Raw genomic sequence first — 22,146 nt, 5'->3', positions numbered from 1 at the left:
CGGCGCTGTCGTGATCGCGTGATACCCGGTGCCTTGTCGACGTGGAATCGGCATCTCTATGCAGCAGCCGTTCCGACCGTTCGACAGCAACAGAAATTTCTCCGCTGCGCGCGCCGAGTTGGTAGAATAGTCGGGCTGCAGCAACAAAGCCCGCTCCCGGAATCGATCCTCCGGCGCACAGGCGCTGAAGCAACCCGGAGAGGTGGCGGAGTGGTCGAACGTACCTGATTCGAAATCAGGCGTACCTCACGGTACCGTGGGTTCGAATCCCACCCTCTCCGCCATTTTTATAAGCTGTTGATTGTGCGCATGAATTTCGGGGCACTTTGAGGGCTTTTGTAGCAGCCCTCTGCGCCAATACTCAGCTTAACCAGTGCGGTCATGCAACCGCCTGGTGACTGGTCTCGCCAGCCTGGCATCTGACCGACCTACTGAAAGGTAAGGTTGTGTTTTTTCAGCCCGGAAATTATTCAAAGCATGCCCTTGAAGGCGCGGCTTTTTATCTAAGATAGACGCCCCCTTCGCTCTGGTTGCATGACCGTCATGGTGATCATGTGCCAGTACCTCGTCGGTCGGATTTGTAAGCGTCTTCTCCCTCTATATTGGTTGTTGTAGATAGTTATTAGGGCGAACGACGAGGAAGTCGGAGTTTCCTTAGTTGTACAACGGTTTCAGCGCCGCCCTGGTCGGATTCAAACCCGTAAAATCCGCAAGCCGCGCTTCGGCGGTCTTCGCGATCTACGTCCCCAAGCGCTTTGTCAGCGATCTCAGCGCGTCATAGCTGTGACGGTTCAGCGCCGTGTCTGCCACGGTCAGCCGTGAGTGCATGCGCGTTCCGCCTTCGCGCCGGTTCCGCTTCTCTCGTTGTCCTATCCGACCGGAATAGGCTTCGATGAGAACTCGATCGAGTTTGTTCAGGCCGGGGCGGGGCCGACGCCACTTGAACCACTCGGCAAGACTGGTGAAGTCGAACGCAACCGCGCCGACCATGTTGATGAATGGCAAGGCTTCCAGCTGTCGCGTTATCTCGAATCTGGTCCGGTGCTCAGACGAGGGCAAAGGCGTGCCGTCGTTCGTTACCTTGACGTAGATGCGTGCGCAGTATGGCTCGGCTTTCCGACCCTTGAGCGGTGCGTCGTGCTGGTTCCCCGCATACAGGGTCTTACTGCGGCTGGCGAAGATGAGCCGTCGTGAGCGAACAGTGCCGGTGTCTTCGCCGCTATGTGCATCCTTCCCCGCGAAGCGTTCGATACCAGGCGGAGGTCGGGTATGGAAGCGGTACAGGGTTGCGGCCATGTCCGTTAGCTCTTCAGGATCGTTAGCCTTGCTGTAGGCGTCAAACGCCACCTCAACCGCAGTGATGTGTGGTTCAAAGACAAGGGGGTGCCGGGCCGCGATGCTATCCAGAGTCGCCTGAACATCGGTCCAGCTTTCAACGTCGTACAGCCTGAACCGGAACCGAGTAGCCGCCCCGCCCGGACCTTCATCCAAGCCATGCACGTAACGCGGTCGACCTTGAGGCGATAAGCCAAGCCTGCCTTGCACGGTCTGAAAGTTCGTGTGCTTGCTGGTTTCGATCTCGAATTCAATGAAGTCGATGACCGCGCTGAAGCGGTACTTGCTATAATCCATTGAGTTATATGCCTTTTTGCCGCATCGGTGCATGCCGACTGCGGCTTATTTTTGGGTGCGACTATCAGTCAGTAGTGACTGATCAAACCAGGGCAACGACGGAAGGCGAATGTGCCTTCCGTCGTTGTCCTGTTAGAGGCTTTCCGTCACGGCCGTGTCTCCTCTCATGTCATTCACCATGACAAATCTTTGTCCGGCTTCAGTCCTGCCGATGTTGACCAGGGCAAACCCGGCATCGATCGTCTGTTCAATGCTGGCGAACTGAAGGTAGTCAGCGGTCTGGTCCAGCGTCATTGTCTTCATTGTGTTGTACGTCTCTCCTGGTCGCGGCTTGGAAGGGCGCGGACGCGCACCGCGCGACGCATCCGGCCTAGGTCTAGTGGATGATCTTGCATGACCGCCAGCCCCGATTGTCGGCATCGTCAACCGCGATGATTTGAGGCTCAAGCGACAAAGGCGGAGCAGTTGGCAGGACCGCGCGCAAGTCCTGGATGAACTCTTCCGTTTCGGCTTGCAGGTAGAGCGGCCTCTTAGATGTGCCTGACCCCTTTGCTTGCATCCGGCAGAACGGTGCGAGGGAGAAGCCGGCGATTGACGAACGGCCGCGACGCATATCGGCAAGGGTGTCGCTCCACTCGCGGACAGGGCCGAACTCGGCGTGAAGGATCGTAGCGACTTGAGCGCCGCTAAGTACGGCCTGGTTTGAAACGGACATGGTGATAAACCTCTGGTTGGTAAATGTCAGTGAAGCGTCTTGCCACGATGGTCGCCTTCCCAGCCGTTGCCAAAATCAACCTGCGGGACCACTTCGGCCAGTGAAAGAGTTCGCGTTGAACAGAACCACTGATGAGTTCCAAGACTTGGATCGCCAAGTTCGCGGGCTAGGTTCTGGTATTTCTCGGTGATTCTGCGATGCGTGGCCGCACTCATGCCGGCCATCAGCGGCAGCAGTCGATAGGGGACAAGCCGGTCGCGAGGTACGCCAAACCTGACCCCGCCGCCGCGATAGACCGGTCTGCCGTCAAGCCCGCCATCGTCCGAAAAAGGCGTCAGCAGGCCGTCGCTACCTTTTCCCTGCCGAATCAGGGCCGGCTCCCATGTCTGATGGGCTGAAAACCAGATCAGCGGCAACTCATACAGCGAAGCGCGGTGCTGCTTTGAAATGTAAGCCCGCAACTCGCCTGTCTCGATGATCTTCGGGAGAGCGGCCGGGACGGTGTAGTGCCAGACCAGACCGCTTGTCGTGCCCTTCACTTGATCGGCGAAACAAAGGCGAAGTGCATCCCGCCGATCAGTTGATTGCGAATCCAGACGCAGTCCGTGCCTAGTTCATCGTGGCCAAAGATCACGCGAAAGCTGGTGCAATCGAATTCACCCTGCACGGTGGCCTTCGACATTTCCTGTTCAAAAGCCGCGTCTCCCAACAGAGCCGCACCACGCATAAGTGAATGGCGCTCTTGAACGCCAACTTCTTGCGCTCGACCGCTCAGGTCGCTCATGAACTCACCAAGCAGAAGACCGTCAATCGCGGCCTTGCGAACCGCCGCTGTCCAGTTTTCCGTTTCCTTCGTCTTGCTGATTACGGCCCCGCACCACTGTCCCCATGAGATGCCGGCTCGTGCCGCCAGCAGGTCAACGGCTGTCCACGTCGATTCGTCGAGGGTGATGGGGAATCGCTTGCCGCTAGCGATGGGAAGCATTCGGCGCTTCATAAAAAGCTCTTTCAGTTTTGAGGAGCTGACTGTACCACAATTTGCGCATTTGCGCTATATAAGGATCAGTCGTATAGTGCAACACATTAAACGTCCGTCTAATCTGTTACAGGAAGGAAAAAATGACCGCAGGAAAGTTCGTCAGCTATTGCCGTGTCAGCACCCTTCAGCAGGGTCGCTCAGGTCTTGGCCTTGAGGCGCAGCAGGCAGCAGTTACCGCATACCTCGGTGACAAGCATGGCGAGCTTGTCGGCGAGTTCGTTGAAGTCGAGACGGGCAAGGGTGCGAACGCTCTAGCTAAAAGGCCGCAGCTACGGGCAGCACTGGCCATGTGCAAGAAGCACGGTGCAACACTGATCATCGCGAAGCTGGACAGGCTGGCTCGAAATGTTCATTTCATTTCGGGCTTGCTCGAAACCCGGTGCGAGTTCGTTGCGGCAGACATGCCGCACGCCAACAAGGTGATGATCCAGATGCACGCGGTCATGGCGGAATGGGAACGCGACCAGATCAGCGCCCGCACGAAGTCCGCCCTTATCGCCGCTAAGGCGCGCGGCGTAGCGTTGGGAGCGGCAGGGCCGGCCAACCTGCGTGCTAATCTCGAAACGCGAAAAAAAGCAGCGCGGGAATTTGCGCATAAGCTCAAGTCGATACTAGACGGCCTTGTGGCCGAAGGGTTCAGTCAGGAAGAACAGGTTGCGCAACTCAACAGCTTAGGAATTGGTGCGCCACGGGGAGGGAGGTGGTCGCGTATGCAATTACACCGAATCAACATCCTTAACGCAGTCCAGACGCTGCCAATTAGGCGGTGATTTCTGCGCGTTGGCGAGTTGATTTATAGTCTGGGTTCTGAAAATTGACGATATGAATGTCTTTATGACCTCACAATCTGTTCAGCACACATTCTCTCAAAAGCATCCCAAGACTGGCGCACTCATATACGTCTTCAAGAAGTTATGGCGGCTGATTAGATGGGTTTTTGAATTCGCCATTCCGGTATATGTTCTGATCTTCGTCATCTGTATTTCACTGTTGTCTTTCAGCATGGGGAGGCCATCTTTTTTAGGCCAATACTTCGATGCCGCTGCCGTGGGTTCCACCGGTAAGGTTCCTGTAGAGCAGGTCTCAGTGAAAGCTGCTGTAGCAGCTGCGACGTCCAAAGCAGAAATCCAGTTGTTGAATGAGCGCGTTACCCTTCTAAAAGAAAATCAAGAAAGAACGCTTACCATAATTGGGGCGATTGCCGCGCTACTAACTTTTCTCGGCTTTAAAGGATATACAACGATTTCAGAAGCTCACACCAAAGTCAGCGATGCTGAATCGCGAGCCGAAGATGTTCAGGCTCTGGTTAATCAATTTTTCGAGCACGACTACAACTCAAATTCAATTGCGGCATTAAACGTTATGCACGGCATTGTCGCGCGTGAGATCGCTAATACAGTCGCAAAGATGCTTAAGTTAAAAGATCCGCAATCAGATCCTTGTACGGATGCTGAGTATGTAAGGGTTCTCGATGATGGAATTAACTACGTGAACCTTGCGCTTAAAGATGCGTCGAAGGTTAATCCATCGGTTATCAAGCGTGCTCATGGCGTCCGCGGCAATCTGTATAAGCGTAAAAAAGACTTTCGTGAAGCACTAAAGTCTGTTCATACGATTATTGCCGCGAGCGGAGAAGATGAAAACGCTTGGTTTAATGTTGCCTGCTATTCGGCTCAGATCGCTGGCTCTTTGCCGGCTGGCCCTGCGAGCGATGCAGAAAGAAAAGTTCTTTCTTCGGATGCTTTAGGGGCGCTGCGAAAGTCCTTCAAGCTGAATCCGAGCATGAAACAGTCTGCGATTCAAGACGAGGACTTAGCATGGCTGAAAGCTAACTATGCAGTCGAGTTCGCGGATGTCACATCGTGAAGTGCGCGGGATAGATGTGCCGAAAACAAAAAAGCCCCTAGAAAGGAGCTTTTTTACTGCTTAAAATCAATGACTTAGTCGCCCTTCGGGCCAACATCCATTGCCACTGTATTCATAGTCACCATTATCTCCGAGTCCCACTTGGAAATTCACCCTACAACTTCAGGGGCCTCTACCCTACAGATATTCTGACTTCCTAGCAAGAGGGGAGGTTCCATCGCGGCCTTCTCGCTCTTCACCCCCCAACACCTTCACCTTAGCGACCCTTTAACCCGTTAGCAAGGGTGCAGGTCGATGTACGGCCGTTAGCTCGAGACGGATGGCGAGTTCGTTTTGTCGTCGAATAGCCGTGAGGGTTTATCGCTCACGCTTAGCTGTGCTAGACGGCTTTACCAACGGGGTTGAGCTTGGTTCAACAGATCGCACGCCCGGGATCGTTGCTCCGCGTGGCGGGTGCTGGTCGAGAATGCAGCTACAGCGTGTCCTTATGAAGGCGACCTGATTCCCGGTTTAGGGGGACAGATAAGGCAAATGTTCTTCACTTCATGCGTTCACGGCGTGGCGTGAAAGGAACCGCATCAGGATGGCCGCTCTGATGCGGTGCTCGAAGTTAGTGTGATTCTTGCTTTGTGATGCGCATCATCTTGCCGTCCGGTCCAAACAAGATGGCTACTCCGTCAAAATGCGTTCCGACGAGTGATGCAGTTGCGTACTTCCACTTGACCAGCTTGCTGCCGTCCTCGTTAGTTTCGGTGGCAGCAGATCGACCGAGCTCCTGAGTAGCTGAATCGAGCGTCGTAACTCCTGGAATCAGGGTGTTGATTTTCGACGCATCAAACTTGTTTCCCGCAGCGGCACAGGCCGACAGGCTCAGAGTGATGATGAGGCCGACAAGATTTTTCAAGAGGGGTTTTCCGGTTTGGTTGTGAACGTTACGAGCGTCATAGGTGACTAGCCCTGTGAAGGGATCAACTCGATTAAAGCGGCCAGCTTCTCCAACTTGAAGCCTTGTCCGTAAGAGGCACCAACTCCCGGAACCTTGTGTCCGTCAATGGCGTACCGAGCTTCTGAAGGAATGTCCCAATCCCGGCACAGGTCCGCGAACCGATGCCGCCATGCGTGTGCGGGTTGTATGAGGGGATCGCTAATGCCGATGTCGCCCCTGACCCATCGGGCGTTGATCTTGGAGGCATTGGTTCCGCGCCGGCCGTACTGGTCGGGCGTTATGTCCGGAAACAGGGGCGATTGATCCGGCAGGGTCGCGACGTAGTCAAGGAAGCCTTCGCTGACGATGGCGGAATGAAGCGGTACCTTCCGCACTGAAGTTGTGTTTTTCAGATGCCGGTGTTTTTCGTTCAGGTCGATGACCAGAACTTTGTTGATCTCGCGAACGTCCGCTTTCATTGCCCCTGCGATTTCTTCGACCCGTGCGCCGGTGTAGGCGAGCAAGACCGGCAACCACCTCAGCCAGGTCTTGAGATTTCTAGCCTCGCCGATCATCCGGCGTGCTTCTTCGTCGGTGTACGGTTTTTGGTTTTTACTGCCGTCCCCAGACGGTTCCAACACGATGATGCCGTCAGTCGGATCGGTCGCCAGGTACTTGTTCCTGAGTCCGTGTTTGAAAGCCGATCGAAGGGCGGCGAGGTAGCCATTGTTGATCGTCGTCGCAGCTAAGTCTTTGCCGACCAGCTCGTCTTTCCAACAGACCACGTCTTCCGGTGTAACCAAGGTTGCGTCGTCGTGCTCGATGAAAGTTACAAAGTCCTTCACGCGACTGCGCCAAGAATCGACCGTCTTCGCTTTTGGCTGCCGTTCTTTGACGTAGGCGTCATAGAGGCCATTTATGGAAACTGGCTTCCCCTTTTTGGGCTGCGGGCTAGCAGGTACGACGTTCCGAGTTGCCCCGATCTGAACAGGACCGGAAACCCTTAGCTCCCTGAAAAGCGACGCGACCGCGTCGCCCTCGTGGGGTTCAGCGACGACTTCCATGCTCTGGGTTTCACCAGACGGCCCGAAGTTGAACTTGACCGAGTAGTCCGTCTCGAACGTCTCCGGCGCGGCCGTGGGGCGACCCTGACGGCGCGATTTACCTTGTCCCGCTGCCATGGCTGCCCCGGAAGGTCGGACGCAGTAGGGCTCGTCTGAGGGCCTCGCATGCGTCTCTTGTTGGCGGTGCGTCTGGTGGCGCAATGCCTGGAATAGTTCTTTGGCGTCGGCGGCCAGTCTGAGCGCCATCGGTCCACCGCGCCGAGTGTCGCAGGTATTCAGGGTCTTCAAGATTTCCAGCCGACCGAGCGCCGGGCGGAGGTCGGCAGGGATGGCGATTCGGAAGTAAAGGACGTTGCCGCGACGGATAACGAACGGCTCTCGGGACATGGTTGTTCCAGATGCGAGAGTTTGTAGCACTCTCACGTAGCAAAACCTGAAAAACCCCGAGACAACATGAACTTACGTTGTGATTCAACAGCCTGTGACGGTCGGTGAAAAATCCCACCCTCTCCGCCACACAAACAAAAAACCCGACTGAATGTCGGGTTTTTTGTTTGTGGCGGAAAAGCCGAGGGTGGGATTCGAAGCCGCGCAGTGGCCGGGGGTCAACTTTCAGGCGAGAGAGTCGGCACGACCGCGTGGCCGGCAAAGCCCGACTCGATGTCGGGCTTTTCGTTTCGTCACTTCCCGCTATCGCTCGCCGCGATCAGCTGCTCCAGCTTGCCGACGTAGTCCTTGTAGTAAGCCGCCAGTTCCACATTCGGCTTGAACGGCGGCTTGTCGAGGCTGTACAGGTCGCGCAGGCCGCGCGCGCATACCAGGTTGCCGGGCTCGAAATCCAGGCATTTGAGGTACTGGCGCGTTGCCAGCTGATACTCCTCGCCCTGCATGTCGTACCAGTATTGGTAGCGCGTGAACTCGGTCGGCTCGAAGTACTTCTTGTCCTTGTAGCGCGGCAGCGGGTGGGTGTTCATCTCGGCGGCGCGCTCGTAGGCCGGCAGCACGCCGTTGATGATGGCGATCTCGTAGGCATCGCGGATGCGCGTGCGCGGATACTTGTCCAGCACCTTGTCGACACCCGGCGTCACCGTGTCGCCGAGTTCGAAGATACGGCCCAACCAGTAGGCGGTGCCGCCGCAGTTGCGGTCTTTGCCCTTCCGAGCGATTGCGAAGCCCTTGGCCGGATTCTTCTGATCGGCGGTGATGAAATCGCCGAAGGTATAGGCGCGGGTCAGCACCGTGGCGACTTCGCAGGCTTTCCACTTCTCGCTGGCCGGTTCTGCTGGCCAGGCGGCGTCGCTGCTGTAGTCGACGATTCCGTAGGTTTCCAGCAGCTTGCCGGCATCGATCGCGGTACCGATTTCGCTGCGGATCGCGGCACGCTGTTCTGCCGAGATATCGGCGTCCTTGTACTGGTAGATGGCGACGGTTTCCTGGCCGTTGACCAGTTCCATCGAAGTGCCGAATTTCATCTTCGAGTACAGCTGCGCGCGCTCGGCCAGGAAGGCCGCGTTGCTACGCTGGATCGCGGCGCGCTGCGCATCGTCATTGGCTTGGCGCTGCTCCATCAGGCCCTGCATCTGCTGGCCGATGACGCCGATCGACCCATAGGTCTCGCTCGGCTTGTCGGACTTGCACTTGCCGTAGTCGTAACTGCGCGGATCACCGTCGGCGCCCTTCTTGTCGGTCTGCAGGCAGGGGTCGGCGAACGCTGGTGCAGACAGCAGGCACGTGGAGAACAGCAACAGCAGCGGACGCATTTTATTATTTTTCATAGAAGTCCCCGAACGCGGCGCAAGACGCGCCGGCAGCATTGATTGTTTGTGACCCCAGTCCTCAACCTCAATGATTCCGCCCCTCAATCTCCAGAGCCAACCACTGCAGCCCCTCAGCCTTCTCGCCCAGCCCGGCAACCGCTGCCCGCGCATCGGCAAACGTCTGCTCGGCCAGCGCCTTTGCGGCATCGAAACCGAGCAGCGCCGGATAAGTCGACTTCTCCTGCGCCACGTCCTTGCCGGCAGTCTTACCAAGCTGTTCGGTGGACTGGGTGATGTCGAGCACGTCGTCCTGGATCTGGTAGGCCAGGCCCAGCTGGCGGCCGTAGGTGGTCAGCGCTTCGACCACGTCCGCCGCAGGTGCGGCCAGTGCCAGCGGCATCTGCAGGCAGCTGAGGATCAGCGCGCCGGTCTTGCGCGCGTGCAGTGATTTCAGCCGTTCGAGCGGAATGCGCTGGCCTTCCGATTCGATGTCGACGGCCTGGCCGCCGACCATGCCGAGCGAGCCGGAGGCGTGCGCCAATGCCTTGATCACGCCGAGCAGGCGGCGAGCGGCTTCGCCGTCGGCCGGAATGCTGTGAGTCAGTGTCTCGAAGGCCAGCGTCTGCAGCGCATCGCCGACCAGCACGCCCATCGCATCGTCCCAGACCTTGTGCACGGTGGGCTGGCCACGGCGCAGGTCGTCGTCGTCCATCGCCGGCAGATCGTCGTGAACCAGCGAGTAGGCGTGGATCAGTTCGACGGCGACGGCCGGAGCGTCGAGCTGATCGGCCGGCAGGCCTAGCGCTTCGCCAGCGGCGTAGACCAGCAGCGCGCGCAGGCGCTTGCCGCCGTTGCAGGTGTAGCGCATCGCTTCGTGCAGCTGCGCAGGGTCGGTGCCAAGTGGCGGCAGGGCGGCATCGAGGGCGCCGTCGAAGCGGCTGCGATAGGCGGCGATGCGCGCCGAGAAAGAAGGCAATGCTGCGACGGAATTCAAGGCAGGCGGCTCACGGCGGCAATGATGGCAGGGCGGATTTCGGGCTGAAAGCTCTGGCGGAAGCTGCCAAACTGTTGCATTGCGATAAGCCTGAGGCCGCGCAGTTTGAACCGAACGGCCCGAACCGGACAAGACGATAACGAACATGACGTCCATTGCTGCCACCGCCAAGCCGGCTGATCGGGAAGCTGTCGAATCGCAGTTGAGAGCACTGATCCGCGATGTGGCGGACTTCCCGAAGCCGGGGGTCGGCTTCAAGGACATCACGCCGCTACTCGAGAATGTCGCCGGTTTTCGTGCCTGCATCGCGGCACTCGCGGCCCGCATCGCCGAGCACCGGCCGGACGCGCTGATCGCGATCGAGTCGCGCGGCTTCATCTTCGGCGCGCCGCTGGCGACCCTGATCGGCCTGCCGCTGATCGTGGTTCGCAAGCCGGGCAAGCTGCCGCGGCGCACGGAGTCTGTTGCCTACCAGCTCGAGTACGGCGAAGACCTGCTCGAAGTGCACGCCGATGCCATCGTTGCCGGCCGTCGTTACGTGATCGTCGATGACGTGCTGGCCACCGGCGGCACGGCGGCAGCGGTCGTGTCGCTGGTTACCCGGCTCGGTGGTGTGCTGGCTGCTTGTGCGTTCCCGATCGAGCTGGCGTTTCTCGATGGCCGCAGCCGTCTGCCGGGTGTGTCGGTTGACAGTCTCGTAACCTACGGGTGATTACAATCTTCGACCGCTGGCCGGATGCTCCGTTTTGGAGCGTCGCGACGCCGTTACAGACAAGATTGATACAATGCCCGGCAGAAAACGCTGGCGAGCATGCCCTTCATCCGCCGTTCCATGCCATGACTCACCACATGATCCGCTCGATTCGGCCCGGAAATCCGTACTGGCAGCCGACTTCAAAGCCTGCGATCCCGTCCCGCCAGCCGGCAACCGTATCGAATCCTTGATGACGATCGAGCAATCCACCACGGACGCCCTGCTGATCGCGGCCGCGTTCCAGGCGCACATCCTGCCGGGCGTGTCCCGCACCTTTGCGCTGACCATTCCGCAGCTGCCGCAGCCGCTCGGTGGCGTCGTCGCCAACGCTTACCTGTTGTGTCGGATCGCCGACACCATCGAGGACGAGCCGGCGCTGAACCCGCAAGACAAGGTACGGCTGACCGAGCAGTTCGCGGATCTGGTCGGCGGCCGTGGTTCGGTGGCGGCTTTCGTCGACGAGCTGCTGCCGAAGCTGTCGACGGCAACCCTGGCGACCGAGATGGAGCTGGTCAAGAACACCCAGGCCGTGCTGACCATGACCTACAGCTTCGAGCCCGGCCCACGCGCCGCGATCGAACGCTGCCTGCGCATCATGTGCCGCGGTATGCACCGCTTCCAGCAACAGGCCGGGCCCGATGGCCTGCGCGATCTGAACGAGCTGGGCCGCTACTGCTATTACGTCGCCGGCGTCGTCGGCGAAATGCTGTCCGATCTGTTCTGCGCGTTCTCGGCCGATACCGCCAGGCGTCGCGGCGATCTGTCGCGCTATGCCGTGGCCTTCGGTCAGGGCCTGCAGATGACCAACATCCTCAAGGACATCTGGGAAGACCGCGCCCGCGGCGTCAGCTGGATGCCGCGTCATGAGTTCGCCCAGCACGGCGTGGTCATGATCGAGGTCGATCCGGCGAAGCAGGGCGAAGCGGTGCAGCGCGCGCTGCATGAACTGGTCGCCGTCACTCACGCCCAGCTCGCCTATGCGCTGGAATTCACCTTGGCGATCGCGCCGGGCGATACCGGCATCCGCAAGTTCTGCGCGTGGAACATCGGCATGGCATTGCTGACCCTGCGCAAGATCGTCGCCACGCCTGGTTACACGAGTGCGGCCGAGGTGAAGATCTCGCGCACCTCGGTGATGTGGACGATGGCGCTGACCAGCCTCGGCATCCGCAGCAACACCTGGCTCCGCTTTCTGTTCCGACGCACCGCGGCGGGCCTGCCGCAGATCGTCACCACGCCGGCTCAGGCGCCGCTCGAAGCCTGATTCCGCGCTAGCTAAGCCGCCCGCTGCGCGTGGTTCTTGCGTGCATCGGCTTCCGAGCAAGCACCGTTAGTTACTGAAGACTTGAAGCCGATGAATGCACCGAATGCCGCCCTGTTTCGTCGCTCGCCCAGCGAACTGATCGCCGAGGCCGAAGGCCGGCTGCATGCGGCGATCGACATCGGCCGCGAGGCGTTGCTGAAGCTGCAGAAGCCGGACGGCGAGTGGTGCTTCGAGTTCGAGGCGGACTGCACGATCCCCGCCGAATACATCCTGATGATGCATTTCATGGATGAGATCGACGATGCGCTGCAGGCGAAGATCGCCAAGTTCATTCGCGCCCAGCAAGTCCTCGATGGACATGGCGGCTGGCCGCAGTACCGCAACTACGACCAGCCGGGCGCGATCGATCTGTCCTGCACGGTCAAGAGCTATTACGCGCTGAAGTGCGCCGGCGATGACGTCGATGCACCGCACATGGTCCGCGCTCGCGAAGTGATCCTGGCGATGGGCGGTGCTGCCAAGGCCAACGTCTTCACCCGCATCCTGCTGGCGATGTTCGGTCAGGTGCCGTGGGCAGCGGCGCCGTATGTGCCGGTCGAGATCGTGCTGTTCCCGCGCTGGTTCCCGTTCGAGATCTACAAGGTCGCGACCTGGGCGCGTGCGGTGATGGTGCCGCTGTTCGTGCTCTGCACCTTGAAGGCGAAGGCCAAGAACCCGCGCGCGATTCACATCGCCGAACTGTTCGTCCGGCCGCCGGAGCAGGAAACCCAGTGGTTCCCGAACGACACCGCGTTCGCCCGATTCTTCCTGGCGCTCGACAAGTTCGGCCGCGTCATGGACCGCTTCGCGCCGAAGAAGCTGCGCAAGCTGGCCCTGAAGCGGGCCGAGAACTGGTTCGTCGCCCGCCTCAATGGCGAGGACGGCATCAACGGCATCTTCCCCGCGATGGTCAACGCTTATGAAGCGCTGGCCCTGCTGGGCTATCCGGCCGATCACCCGCTGCGTGCCACCTGTCTGAAGTCGATCCAGAAGCTGATCCAGGAAACGCCGGACGGCAGCGCCTACGTGCAGCCCTGCCTGTCGCCGACCTGGGATACCGGCTGGGCGATGATGGCGCTGATCCACGCCGATGCGCCGGACGGCTCCAGCCGCGCCGCGACCAAGGCCGCGATCCGCCGCGCCGAAGACTGGATGAAGCCGCGCCAGATCCTCGACCACGTCGGCGACTGGATCCAGTCGGCACCGGACAAATTCCTGCGTCCCGGTGGCTGGGCGTTCCAGTACTGGAACGAGTACTACCCGGATCTCGATGACACTGCCGTGGTTGCCGGCGTCATGCATCTGGCCGGCCGCGAAGGTACGGTGGGCGGCAATCGCCATGCGGAAGCGGTCAGCCGCGCGGCCGAATGGCTGCTCGGCCTGCAGTCGAAGAATGGCGGCTTCGGTGCCTACGACGCCGACAACACCCATCACTGGATCAACTCGATCCCGTTCGCCGATCACAAGGCGATGCTCGATCCGCCGACCGAAGACGTCACCGGCCGCGTGCTGGCCTTCCTCGGTGTGCTCAAGCGCCCGGAAGATCGCCCGGCGATCGAACGCGCGATCAAGTACCTGAAGAAAGCCCAGCAGCCGGACGGCTCCTGGTGGGGACGCTGGGGCACCAACTACATCTATGGCACCTGGTCGGCACTGGCCGGGCTGGCGCTGGTCGGCGAAAAGGCCGATGCGCCGTACGTCGCCAGAGCCGTGGCCTACATCGAAGCGCGCCAGAACGCCGATGGCGGCTGGGGCGAGACCAACGACACCTATCTCGATCCGACGCTCACCGGCACGATGCCGCGCAAGGGCGCGGTGATCAGCACGCCGAACAGCACGTCCTGGGCGCTGCTGGCGCTGATGGCCGTGCACGGGCCTGAGCATCCGGCGATCGAAGCCGGCATCGAATGGCTGATCGCCAATCAACACAGCGGCGGTCAGTACGACGGTCTGTGGCATGACCCGGGCCACAACGCACCGGGCTTCCCGCGCGTGTTCTACATGAAGTACTACGGCTACGACGCCTACTTCCCGCTGTGGACCTTGGCCCGTTACCGCCAGCTGCGCGCGCGCCGGGCCGTCTGAGCCGGAACTGCGAAGACGATGCCGCAAGCGAAGCTTGGTGTCGTCGTCGCGCTGCTGTCGGAAGCGAAAGCGCTCGGCCTGCGCGCGCCGAAGCCCGGGCTCAATGACGGCCGCCCGGGTCTGCTGATCCACGTCTCCGGCATCGGCGAAACGGCCGCGGCGATGGCCGCCGAAGTGCTGGTCGATCGCGGCTGCCAGGCACTGCTCAGCTTCGGCACCGCCGGCGGTCTTGCCGCCGCACTCGAATCAGGCGATGTCGTGGTGCCCAGCCAGGTGATGTTCATGGATGGCCATTACGTCGATACCGATCATGCCTGGCGAGCACGCCTTGTCGCCGCCTGCGCGCAGGCTGACATCGCGCTGGTCGACGGCCGCTTGCTGACCACGCGGCAAACCCTGCTCAACGCCGGCATCAAGTATCTGGCCCACACGCAAAGCCAGGCCGTCGCCGTCGATCAGGAAAGCTCGGCGATCGCCGATGTCGCCGCCGCACACGGACTGCCGTTCCTGGCCGTGCGGGCAATTGTCGATGACGCTGAAGCAAGCTTGCCGCTGGCAGTGATCGACGGTGTCGACGCCTATGGTCGGCCGAAAGCGGCGGCGATGATCGGCGGCCTGCTGAAAGCGCCGTGGCAGATCATGAAGCTGCCCGGTCTCGCCAGTTCATTCGCCGCGGCCGAGCGTAGCCTGCGCGCCGTTTGCGCCGCCGCCCCTGATTTCGCATTCGCGACCGAATCCGCACGATGAAGCCACCCATTGCCCTGGTCACCGGCGCCACCGGCTTCGTCGGTTCGGCTGTTGCCCGTCGTTTGCTCGCGGACGGTTTCGAGCTGCGCCTGCTGAGCCGCAAGAACTCCGATCGCCGCAACGTCGATGGCCTGAATGCGACAGTGGTGGTTGGCGATCTGACCGATCCCGCATCGCTGAAGCGCGCCGTCCAAGGTTGCGACGCGGTGTTCCATGTGGCGGCCGATTACCGGCTGTGGGCACCGAATCCGGACGAGCTGTACCAGGCCAATGTCGATGGCTCGCGGGCCTTGGTTGCCGCCGCCCATGCCGCTGGCGTCAAACGCATCGTCTACACCTCCAGCGTTGCCGTGCTCGGCATTCCGAAGAACGGCACGCCCGGCGACGAGCGCACGCCGGTGACCGTTGCCGACATGGTCGGCCACTACAAGCGCTCCAAGTTCCTGGCCGAAGAAGCGGTGCGCGAACTTGCCGCGCAGGGCGCGCCGGTGGTGATCGTCAATCCTTCGACGCCAATCGGCCCGCGCGATGTAAAGCCGACGCCGACTGGCCGCGTGGTCCGCGATGCCGCGGCGGGCCGCATGCCGGCCTTCGTCGATACCGGCCTGAACGTCGCCCATGTCGACGACGTTGCCGAAGGCCATCTGCTGGCGTATCGCAAGGGCAAGCTCGGCGAGCGCTACGTGCTCGGCGGTGACGACATGAGCCTGCGCGAAATTCTCGCCACCATTGCCGACATCACCGGCCGCCGCGCGCCGAAGATCCAGCTGCCGCATGCCGCCGTGATGCCAGTGGCCTACTTCGCCGAAGCGCTGTCGCGGTTCACCGGCCGCGCGCCAGTGGCGACGGTCGAGGAAATCCGGATGTCGAAAAAGCGGATGTATTTCTCCTGCGCGAAGGCCAAGCGCGAACTCGGCTATGCCCCGCGCCCGGCACGTGCCGCGCTCGAAGATGCCGTGCGCTGGTTTCGTGACAACGGCTATCTCTGATCGCTGCCTTGGCGTTTGAGCGCCCGCCGCGTCTCGGCCCATTGCCAGGACAGCAGCGCCGGAATGCCGTAACCGAGTTCGCGGACGCGCTTCGCCAGCGATAGCGCGATCGCCGCATCGGCCGGCACGCCGAGCAGCTGGCCGAACAGCACGAAGCCCGCTTCCTGCACGCCAAGCCCTGCCGGCACGAAGAACGCGAAGTGACGGATCGAAAGACCCAGTGCTTCCAGCGCGATCGCCGGCAGCGGCGAGATCTCGTGGCCGAGCAGGCGCAGCGCCAACCACACCTCGAAGGCGCCGACCACCATCCCCGCAAGCTGCCAGAGCAGGCTGATCAGCAGATCGCGCCGACGCTCGAAGATCAGCCTCAGTTCGGCGTCCAGCCTTGAAGCGCTGCCGAACAGCGCAGCGAGCTTGCTCTCTTCTCCGAGCATGCCGATCACTAGCTTCTCGATGCGCGCGAACAACGCACCGTGACGTAGCAGCCAATACAGCAGCAGCGGCACCGGCAAGGTCGCGGCAAGTCCACCGAGCAGCGAGCCGGCGAGGCTGCCGCCATCGAGCGCGATCACCAGGCAAAGCCCGGCGGCGACGAACAGATAAACGTTGACGATGGTCAGCAAGGTTTCGATAACGACGCTTGCGGTGACCGCCGCGCCATCCGGCACCCGCCACAAGGTCAATCGGATGCCGACGATCTCGCCACCGACACCGCCGACCGGCAACAGCCGGCCTACCGCTTCACGCACCGACGCGATCCACCACAGGAATGGCAGATGCGCTGTGCCGTTGACGTCGCGATGGCGCAGCAGCACGCGCCAGCCTTCGGCATCGAGCGCGATCGGCAACACGTGGAAAGGGATCAGCCAGAGCAGGCCCCAGCCGGCAGTCGCCAGTAGCGCAAGGATTTCCGTGGTGCCGCCCTGCGCGACCAGGCCGATCAGCAGGCCCAGGCCCAGCAGGCCGAACAGCGCCGTCAGCCATTTGGTCATCGGCGTTCGACGAAATCGGCCCAGCGACCGGTGACGATGCCGTGCTGCGCGATGGCGTCCTGCACTTTGGGCGACAGCAGCGCGGCCAGTTCGTCGTCGTGCCGGTAGTGGCTCATGGTCGGCGTCAGTCTTCGTCGGGTCGCCGGATGCAGATAGATTTCGCTCAAGCCCGGCGGCAGTTTTTCGATTGCCGCCAGCAGCGCTGCTTCATCCATCGCGCCGGTCGCGCTCAGGCCGAACATCGCATCGTTGTGCAGGATGTTCGCAGCTCGCAGTCGTCGCCGGGTCAGCGCCAGCCACGGCGCGAGCAACGGCGCTGCGCCGGGCTCGCGCGGCAGGCGCACGGCGTTCAGGCCGTAATCGCGGCCGATGTCGAGGATCAGGCTCAGCACCGTCGGATGCAGATGGAAATGCTTGTGTACGTTGACGTGGTCGAGCGCGATGCCGGTCGCCCGGAACGCTTCGAACTGGGCGCGAATCTCGATGGTCAGTTGCCGGCGGACGCGCGGCAGAAAGAAGAAGCGGAAGCCATCGCGCGCCATGTGGTCGCCGAAGCAGCCGCGTGCATCGACTAGATCGGGGACGGTTTCGGGACGCGATACGGCCGGACCATCGGCGAGTACCAAGTGCAGGCCGACACCGAGTCTCGGTAATCGCCTGGCGCGTTCAACCGCATCGGCCACTGCTGCCGCGCCGACCATCAGGCTGGCCGTGGTCAGCACGCCGTCGACATGCGCTTGCTCGACAGCGGCATTCACGGCCAGATCGAGGCCGTAGTCGTCGGCGTTGATGATCAGGCGACGCATCGCCGTTGCACGTCCGGGATCAGGCTTCGCGAGCACGCAGAAACCGGAAAAACTCCACACCCTCTCGCAGCCGCCGTTTCAGCATCTGCCAATCACTGAGCATCTCGCGAACGATTTCCCAGATCTTGCTCGGGCGGAAATAGAAGCGCCGGTAGAACACTTCCATGCTGTGGAAGATCTCGTCCTTGGACAGATGCGGATAGCTGATCGCCGCCAGTTGCACGCCCTGCTCGTTGACCAGGTTCACCGCGTCGTTCTCGACCAGCCAGCCGTTGTCGACCGCCTGCTTGTACAGCGTGGTGCCGGGATACGGCGCCGCCAGCGAGACCTGAATGGTGTGCGGATTGATCGCCTTCGCCCACTCGATGGTCTTCTCGATCGTCGCTTTCGTCTCGCCGGGCAGGCCGAGAATGAAAGTGCCGTGGATGACGATGCCGAGCTTCCGGCAATCCTCGGTGAAGCGTTCGGCGATGTCGGTCTTCAGGCCCTTCTTGATGTTGTGCAGGATCTGGTCGTCGCCGGATTCGTAGCCGACCAGCAGCAGCCGCAGGCCGTTGTCCTTCATCAGCTTCAGCGACGCATAGGGAACGTTGGCCTTGGCGTTGCAGCTCCAGGTCCAGCCGAGCTTGCCCAAGCCGATCGCGATCTCGTGGACACGCTCCATGTTCGAGGAATCGGTGAAGGTGTCGTCGTCGAACATCAGTTCCTTCACTTCCGGCATGTGCTGCTGGATCCAGCGCGCTTCCTCGATGACGTTGGCGGCCGAGCGCACGCGGTAGCGATGGCCACCGACGGTCTGCGGCCACAGGCAGAAGGTGCACTTCGAGCGGCAACCACGGCCGGTGTACAGCGACACGTAGGGGTGTTGCAGGTAGCCGATGAAGTAGTTCCTGATCGTCAGATCGCGCTGGTAGATCGGCGCCACGAACGGCAGCGCGTCCATGTCCTCGATCGTCGCACGCGGCGTGTTGTGCTTGATCGTGCCATCGGCAAGGCGATAGCTGATGCCGGTGATCCCGTCCCAGGGCTTGTCGTTGGCGGCGAGTTCGGCGCAGGTGTAGTCGAATTCTTCGCGGGCAACGAAGGCGATGGCTTCAGAGGCCTTCAGCGAGCCGCCCGGATCAACGGCGACCTTGGCGCCGACCATGCCGATGACGATCTGCGGTGCGCGCGCTTTCAGCAGCTCGGCGAACTTGGCGTCGGTCGGGAACGATGGCGTCGAGGTGTGGATGATCACCAGCTCATAGGCTTCGGCGATCGTCAGGCTCTGCTCGACGCTCAGCTCATCGGCCGGCGCATCGACGACCCGGCTGCCCGGCACCATCGCCGCCGGCTGGGCGAGCCAAGTCGGATACCAGAAGCTCTTGATCTCGCGCTTGGCCTGATAGCGGCTGCCGGCACCACCGTCGAAACCATCGAAGGAAGGCGCCTGCAGGAACAGGGTTTTCAGTGCTCGGGCCGTCGGACTGGCGGACATTGCAGGGCTCGGGTTCGGGCGGGGCGGCGCGCGCGCCGGGCAATCTTCATCTGGCGACCGCGCCAGCGCACCACACGGCCTGCGAGAGCGATCGTCCAGAGCAGTAGCGAAAGGCTATCACGTGCCGGAACGAGCGCGAAATTCTTCAAGGAATCCAGAGGCTTAGACGCATCGTCCAACGATCTGGATTGGACCGAATGTAGCACGAGGCGCAAGCCCAAGGCCGCGCTGGCGAGCAGGCTGGCCAGCAGCGTTCCACCGGCCATGAACCAGCCGGCGACGGCCATCGGCGTGGCGAACGAGATGAACATGAACAGATATCCGAGGGGCGCGATCGAGCGGATCGAGCGCAGCCAGCGCAGTTCACGAGCGGCGAGATCGGCGAGCCGCTGCTCGACGACATCGGTCAGCACGCTGCATTCCGACAGGACCGTGCGCAGGCCTTGCCGGCGAGTCAGTTCGCCGAGCCAGTAGTCATCCGCCACGTGCTGGGACAGCGCTTCGAAGCCGCCGATGGCGTTCAGCGCGTCGCGACGCAGGGCAATCGACGCGCCAAACGAGTAATCGGTGTATCCGAAGCGGCGGGCGAGGGTCACCGAAGGCGCGAACCAATCGTCGATGAACTGCGCGCCGAGTCGCGACCACAGGCCACCTAGTGCTGCGCCGTGATACAGGCAAGTGATCACGCCGACCGTCGGATCCGCTAGCGGCGTAGTGATCCGGCGCAGCAGATCGGACGGCGCGTGGATGTCGCTGTCGGCCAGCAGCAGCCAGTCGTGGCGCGCCCGCGGCAGCAGGTTGATCAGATTGCTGACCTTCAGGTTCAGGCCATGCACGCGGGCATCGATGACCACAGCGATGTCCTGCCGCGGAAACTCGGCACGCAGGCGCTCGACGGTGGCCAGCGCGGCATCGTTCGCGCTATGCAGGCCGAACACCAGTTGATAGTGCGGATGGTCCTGCAGACAGAAGCTGCGCAGGTTGTCGTACAGGCCGGGTTCATCACCGTACAGCGGCTTCAGCACCGATACCGGCTGCGTTGCGGACACCGCCGGCGGTTGCCGCACGCGGCGCTGCCACCAGCGGCAGGCCAGCAGGCTCAGCAGTGCGTAACCGCCAGTGGCGATCAGCAAGGCGTGGCCGAGGATGGGGGCGAGGGTCACGACGGGCCGAGGCAGTCCGGATAAGCGGCAGGGAGTCGCCACATGGTAGCGGCGCAAGTTTGGTGCCGCTGTGCGCTGCGTCGCGGAGGTGCCTTGTGTAAGGTCTTGCCATCCCCTGGAGTCGGTATTTCGATGACGCAGACCGAGCCGTGCCGCCGCTTCTGAGAGTCATCGCGCTGGTCGCGATCACCGTGCTGCCAATCAGAACGGCAGCCGATGCGCCGTGGTCGCCGGACGCGATCGTCGGCCGCTGGCTGATCGCCTCGAAGGACGCGGTGATCGACATCCATCCGGTCGATGGCCCGGCCGGCAGCGAGTACCACGGCTCGATCGCCTGGCTGCTCGACAAGACCTATGACGAAAAGGACGGCCCGGCCTTGAACGGCAAGCCGCTGCTCGATCGGCGCAATCCGGACCCGGCGCTGCGCCAGCGGCCGCTGATCGGCCTGCCGATGCTGAAAGGCCTGCACTTCGACGGTCAGGATCACTGGCTCGACGGCCGCGTCTACAGCTGCAACGACGGCCGCACCTACAGCGTCCAGGTCTCGCTCGCCGATCGTGATCACCTGAATCTGCGTGGCTATTTCGGTCTGCCGATCTTCGGCATGACCTCGGTCTGGACGCGGGTCGCGGCGCTGCCGTCGCCGTGACGAGGTAGGGCATAGGGGGTCCCTGTTCGTCGTCTCGATGACGGTCTAGTAAACTTCGCTCGTGAAACTGTCACATCTGTCTGACTGTCCTTCGTGCTGGCCCCGTTTTCGCGGGCTTTGCCCTCTCTCGACCGCGACCCCCGTGCACCATTTATGAGCGTGATGTCGACGACGCTGGACGTTTCCCGTCGCGCTGCGGCCCAGGCCCAGCCGAACATTGCGCTGATCAAGTACTGGGGCAAGCGCGACCTGCGCCTGAACCTGCCGGTGGTCGGTTCGCTGTCGATCACTCTGGACACGCTCTGGACGCGCACCGAAGTCCGCTTCGATGACGCGCTCGAGGCCGATACCATGACCTTGAACGGCAACGTCGACGCCAAGCAGCTGAAGCGCACCAGCGCCTGTCTCGACCTGCTGCGCGCCCGCGCCGGGGTTACGACGCGCGCCGAAGTGATCAGTGAGAACAACTTCCCGACCGGCGCCGGTCTGGCTTCGTCGGCCTCCGGCTTCGCGGCGATGGTCATGGCCGGCGATGCAGCGCTGGGCCTGCGCCTGACGCCAGCCCAGCAATCGGTGCTGGCGCGGCGCTGCTCCGGCTCGGCGGCGCGCTCGATCTTCGGCGGCTATGTCGAATGGGCGCACGGCCAGCAGGCCGATGGCGAGGATTCGGTCGCCACGCCGCTGCTCGAAGCCGCTGCCTGGCCGCTGAGCGTCGCCGTCGCGATCACCTCGACGGCCGAGAAAGCAATCGGCTCGACCGAGGGCATGAACCGCACGGCCGATACCAGTCCGTATCAGCAGGCCTGGATCGATAGCCAGGACGCCGATCTCGCCGAAGCCCGCGCCGCGATTGCCGCGCGTGATTTCGAGCGGCTGGCCGATATCTCCGAACACAGCTGTCTGAAGATGCACGCGCTGGCGCTGGCCGCGAAGCCCGGCCTGCTGTACTGGAACGCGGCGACGGTGGCGGCAATGCATTGCGTGCGTAGCCTGCGTGCCAAAGGCGTACCGGTGTTTTTCACCATCGACGCCGGCCCGCAGCTGAAAGCGGTCTGCCTGCCGTCGGCCGCTGCCGCGGTGGCCGCTGCGCTGCGCGAAGTGCCGGGTGTGCTGAACGTCGTCGAGACCGGTCTCGGTGGCCCGGCGCGTCTGATCCCCGTCGCTGATCTGGCTGCTGCGTAAGCGCCG

General features: G+C 61.9%; 22 protein-coding genes and 1 tRNA gene. 10 read left to right on the top strand and 13 right to left on the bottom strand.

Annotated elements, in window-relative coordinates; genetic code table 11:
• Nucleotides 1–196: 196 nt before the first annotated feature.
• Nucleotides 197–284, top strand: a tRNA-Ser gene (locus G513_RS0118790).
• A 454-nt stretch (nucleotides 285–738) separates the two neighbouring features.
• On the opposite strand, the gene G513_RS0118785 is transcribed toward G513_RS0118790, so the two are convergent.
• The 5 genes from G513_RS0118785 to G513_RS0118765 form a co-directional block, all read right to left on the bottom strand.
• On the bottom strand, nucleotides 739–1,632 hold the full coding sequence (locus tag G513_RS0118785; RefSeq protein WP_022978412.1) for a hypothetical protein: 894 nt from the start codon (nucleotides 1,630–1,632) through the stop codon (nucleotides 739–741).
• A gap of 132 nt (nucleotides 1,633–1,764) precedes the next feature.
• Complete coding sequence (locus G513_RS25885; RefSeq protein ID WP_156891802.1) at nucleotides 1,765–1,926, bottom strand: hypothetical protein; 162 nt, start codon at nucleotides 1,924–1,926, stop codon at nucleotides 1,765–1,767.
• 82 nt (nucleotides 1,927–2,008) lie between these two features.
• Nucleotides 2,009–2,347 (bottom strand): hypothetical protein, encoded by a 339-nt coding sequence (locus G513_RS24080; RefSeq protein ID WP_022978410.1) that lies wholly within the window; start codon nucleotides 2,345–2,347, stop codon nucleotides 2,009–2,011.
• A gap of 26 nt (nucleotides 2,348–2,373) precedes the next feature.
• Nucleotides 2,374–2,886, bottom strand: coding sequence for a hypothetical protein (locus G513_RS0118770; RefSeq protein ID WP_022978409.1), 513 nt, complete (start codon nucleotides 2,884–2,886; stop codon nucleotides 2,374–2,376).
• Nucleotides 2,883–3,332, bottom strand: coding sequence for a hypothetical protein (locus tag G513_RS0118765; protein WP_022978408.1), 450 nt, complete (start codon nucleotides 3,330–3,332; stop codon nucleotides 2,883–2,885). The genes G513_RS0118770 and G513_RS0118765 overlap by 4 nt, the downstream gene beginning before the upstream one ends.
• Before the next feature lie 134 nt (nucleotides 3,333–3,466).
• Here G513_RS0118765 and G513_RS0118760 point away from each other — a divergent pair, with 134 nt between their 5' ends.
• Nucleotides 3,467–4,156 (top strand): recombinase family protein, encoded by a 690-nt coding sequence (locus G513_RS0118760; RefSeq protein WP_022978407.1) that lies wholly within the window; start codon nucleotides 3,467–3,469, stop codon nucleotides 4,154–4,156.
• A gap of 64 nt (nucleotides 4,157–4,220) precedes the next feature.
• Nucleotides 4,221–5,252, top strand: coding sequence for a hypothetical protein (locus G513_RS0118755; RefSeq protein ID WP_156891801.1), 1,032 nt, complete (start codon nucleotides 4,221–4,223; stop codon nucleotides 5,250–5,252).
• A 610-nt stretch (nucleotides 5,253–5,862) separates the two neighbouring features.
• Here the strand turns inward: G513_RS0118755 and G513_RS0118750 are convergent.
• From G513_RS0118750 to G513_RS0118735, 4 genes are all read right to left on the bottom strand, one after another.
• Nucleotides 5,863–6,156: a hypothetical protein gene (locus G513_RS0118750; protein ID WP_022978405.1), complete on the bottom strand. Its 294-nt coding sequence runs from the start codon at nucleotides 6,154–6,156 to the stop codon at nucleotides 5,863–5,865.
• Between the two features lie 47 nt (nucleotides 6,157–6,203).
• Nucleotides 6,204–7,628 carry a DUF6538 domain-containing protein gene (locus tag G513_RS0118745; RefSeq protein ID WP_022978404.1) on the bottom strand — a complete coding sequence of 475 codons (1,425 nt, stop codon included), beginning with the start codon at nucleotides 7,626–7,628 and terminating at the stop codon, nucleotides 6,204–6,206.
• A gap of 293 nt (nucleotides 7,629–7,921) precedes the next feature.
• Nucleotides 7,922–9,016 (bottom strand): hypothetical protein, encoded by a 1,095-nt coding sequence (locus tag G513_RS0118740; RefSeq protein ID WP_156891800.1) that lies wholly within the window; start codon nucleotides 9,014–9,016, stop codon nucleotides 7,922–7,924.
• 67 nt (nucleotides 9,017–9,083) lie between these two features.
• Complete coding sequence (locus G513_RS0118735; protein ID WP_051144498.1) at nucleotides 9,084–9,992, bottom strand: polyprenyl synthetase family protein; 909 nt, start codon at nucleotides 9,990–9,992, stop codon at nucleotides 9,084–9,086.
• A gap of 145 nt (nucleotides 9,993–10,137) precedes the next feature.
• Here G513_RS0118735 and G513_RS0118730 point away from each other — a divergent pair, with 145 nt between their 5' ends.
• The 5 genes from G513_RS0118730 (at nucleotide 10,138) to hpnA (ending at nucleotide 15,870) form a co-directional block, all read left to right on the top strand.
• Nucleotides 10,138–10,704: an adenine phosphoribosyltransferase gene (locus tag G513_RS0118730; RefSeq protein ID WP_022978401.1), complete on the top strand. Its 567-nt coding sequence runs from the start codon at nucleotides 10,138–10,140 to the stop codon at nucleotides 10,702–10,704.
• Nucleotides 10,705–10,936: 232 nt separating this feature from the next.
• Complete coding sequence (locus tag G513_RS0118725) at nucleotides 10,937–12,010, top strand: phytoene/squalene synthase family protein (protein ID WP_022978400.1); 1,074 nt, start codon at nucleotides 10,937–10,939, stop codon at nucleotides 12,008–12,010.
• Nucleotides 12,011–12,100: 90 nt separating this feature from the next.
• Entirely contained in the window at nucleotides 12,101–14,134 is a 2,034-nt protein-coding gene (gene shc, locus G513_RS0118720) for a squalene--hopene cyclase (protein WP_084711631.1), read from the top strand.
• A gap of 18 nt (nucleotides 14,135–14,152) precedes the next feature.
• Nucleotides 14,153–14,881 (top strand): phosphorylase family protein, encoded by a 729-nt coding sequence (locus G513_RS0118715; RefSeq protein ID WP_022978398.1) that lies wholly within the window; start codon nucleotides 14,153–14,155, stop codon nucleotides 14,879–14,881.
• Nucleotides 14,878–15,870, top strand: coding sequence for a hopanoid-associated sugar epimerase (hpnA, locus tag G513_RS0118710; RefSeq protein ID WP_022978397.1), 993 nt, complete (start codon nucleotides 14,878–14,880; stop codon nucleotides 15,868–15,870). Before G513_RS0118715 ends, hpnA begins: the two co-directional genes overlap by 4 nt.
• Here hpnA and G513_RS0118705 read toward each other — a convergent pair.
• Genes G513_RS0118705 through hpnI form a run of 4 tightly spaced genes read right to left on the bottom strand, consistent with a single transcriptional unit; the run spans nucleotide 15,861 to nucleotide 20,308 of the window.
• On the bottom strand, nucleotides 15,861–16,862 hold the full coding sequence (locus tag G513_RS0118705) for a lysylphosphatidylglycerol synthase domain-containing protein (protein ID WP_022978396.1): 1,002 nt from the start codon (nucleotides 16,860–16,862) through the stop codon (nucleotides 15,861–15,863). The genes hpnA and G513_RS0118705 overlap by 10 nt on opposite strands.
• A complete protein-coding gene (gene hpnK, locus G513_RS24075) occupies nucleotides 16,859–17,668 on the bottom strand; it encodes a hopanoid biosynthesis-associated protein HpnK (RefSeq protein WP_022978395.1) in 810 nt (269 codons plus the stop codon). Before hpnK ends, G513_RS0118705 begins: the two co-directional genes overlap by 4 nt.
• A gap of 19 nt (nucleotides 17,669–17,687) precedes the next feature.
• On the bottom strand, nucleotides 17,688–19,145 hold the full coding sequence (gene hpnJ, locus G513_RS0118695; RefSeq protein ID WP_022978394.1) for a hopanoid biosynthesis associated radical SAM protein HpnJ: 1,458 nt from the start codon (nucleotides 19,143–19,145) through the stop codon (nucleotides 17,688–17,690).
• The gene (gene hpnI, locus G513_RS24070) at nucleotides 19,115–20,308 is read right to left on the bottom strand and encodes a bacteriohopanetetrol glucosamine biosynthesis glycosyltransferase HpnI (RefSeq protein ID WP_211219713.1); all 1,194 of its coding nucleotides are present in this window, start codon (nucleotides 20,306–20,308) and stop codon (nucleotides 19,115–19,117) included. The genes hpnJ and hpnI overlap by 31 nt, the downstream gene beginning before the upstream one ends.
• Before the next feature lie 149 nt (nucleotides 20,309–20,457).
• Here hpnI and G513_RS0118685 point away from each other — a divergent pair, with 149 nt between their 5' ends.
• Nucleotides 20,458–20,958 (top strand): DUF2147 domain-containing protein, encoded by a 501-nt coding sequence (locus G513_RS0118685; protein WP_022978392.1) that lies wholly within the window; start codon nucleotides 20,458–20,460, stop codon nucleotides 20,956–20,958.
• Between the two features lie 162 nt (nucleotides 20,959–21,120).
• Nucleotides 21,121–22,140 carry a diphosphomevalonate decarboxylase gene (gene mvaD / locus G513_RS0118680; protein ID WP_033418185.1) on the top strand — a complete coding sequence of 340 codons (1,020 nt, stop codon included), beginning with the start codon at nucleotides 21,121–21,123 and terminating at the stop codon, nucleotides 22,138–22,140.
• Nucleotides 22,141–22,146: the final 6 nt, after the last annotated feature.

The sequence above is a fragment of the Nevskia ramosa DSM 11499 genome, from assembly GCF_000420645.1.
Taxonomy (GTDB): domain Bacteria; phylum Pseudomonadota; class Gammaproteobacteria; order Nevskiales; family Nevskiaceae; genus Nevskia; species Nevskia ramosa.
Note: the sequence above shows the minus strand (reverse complement) of the source record. Positions and strands in the feature narration are given on the sequence as shown.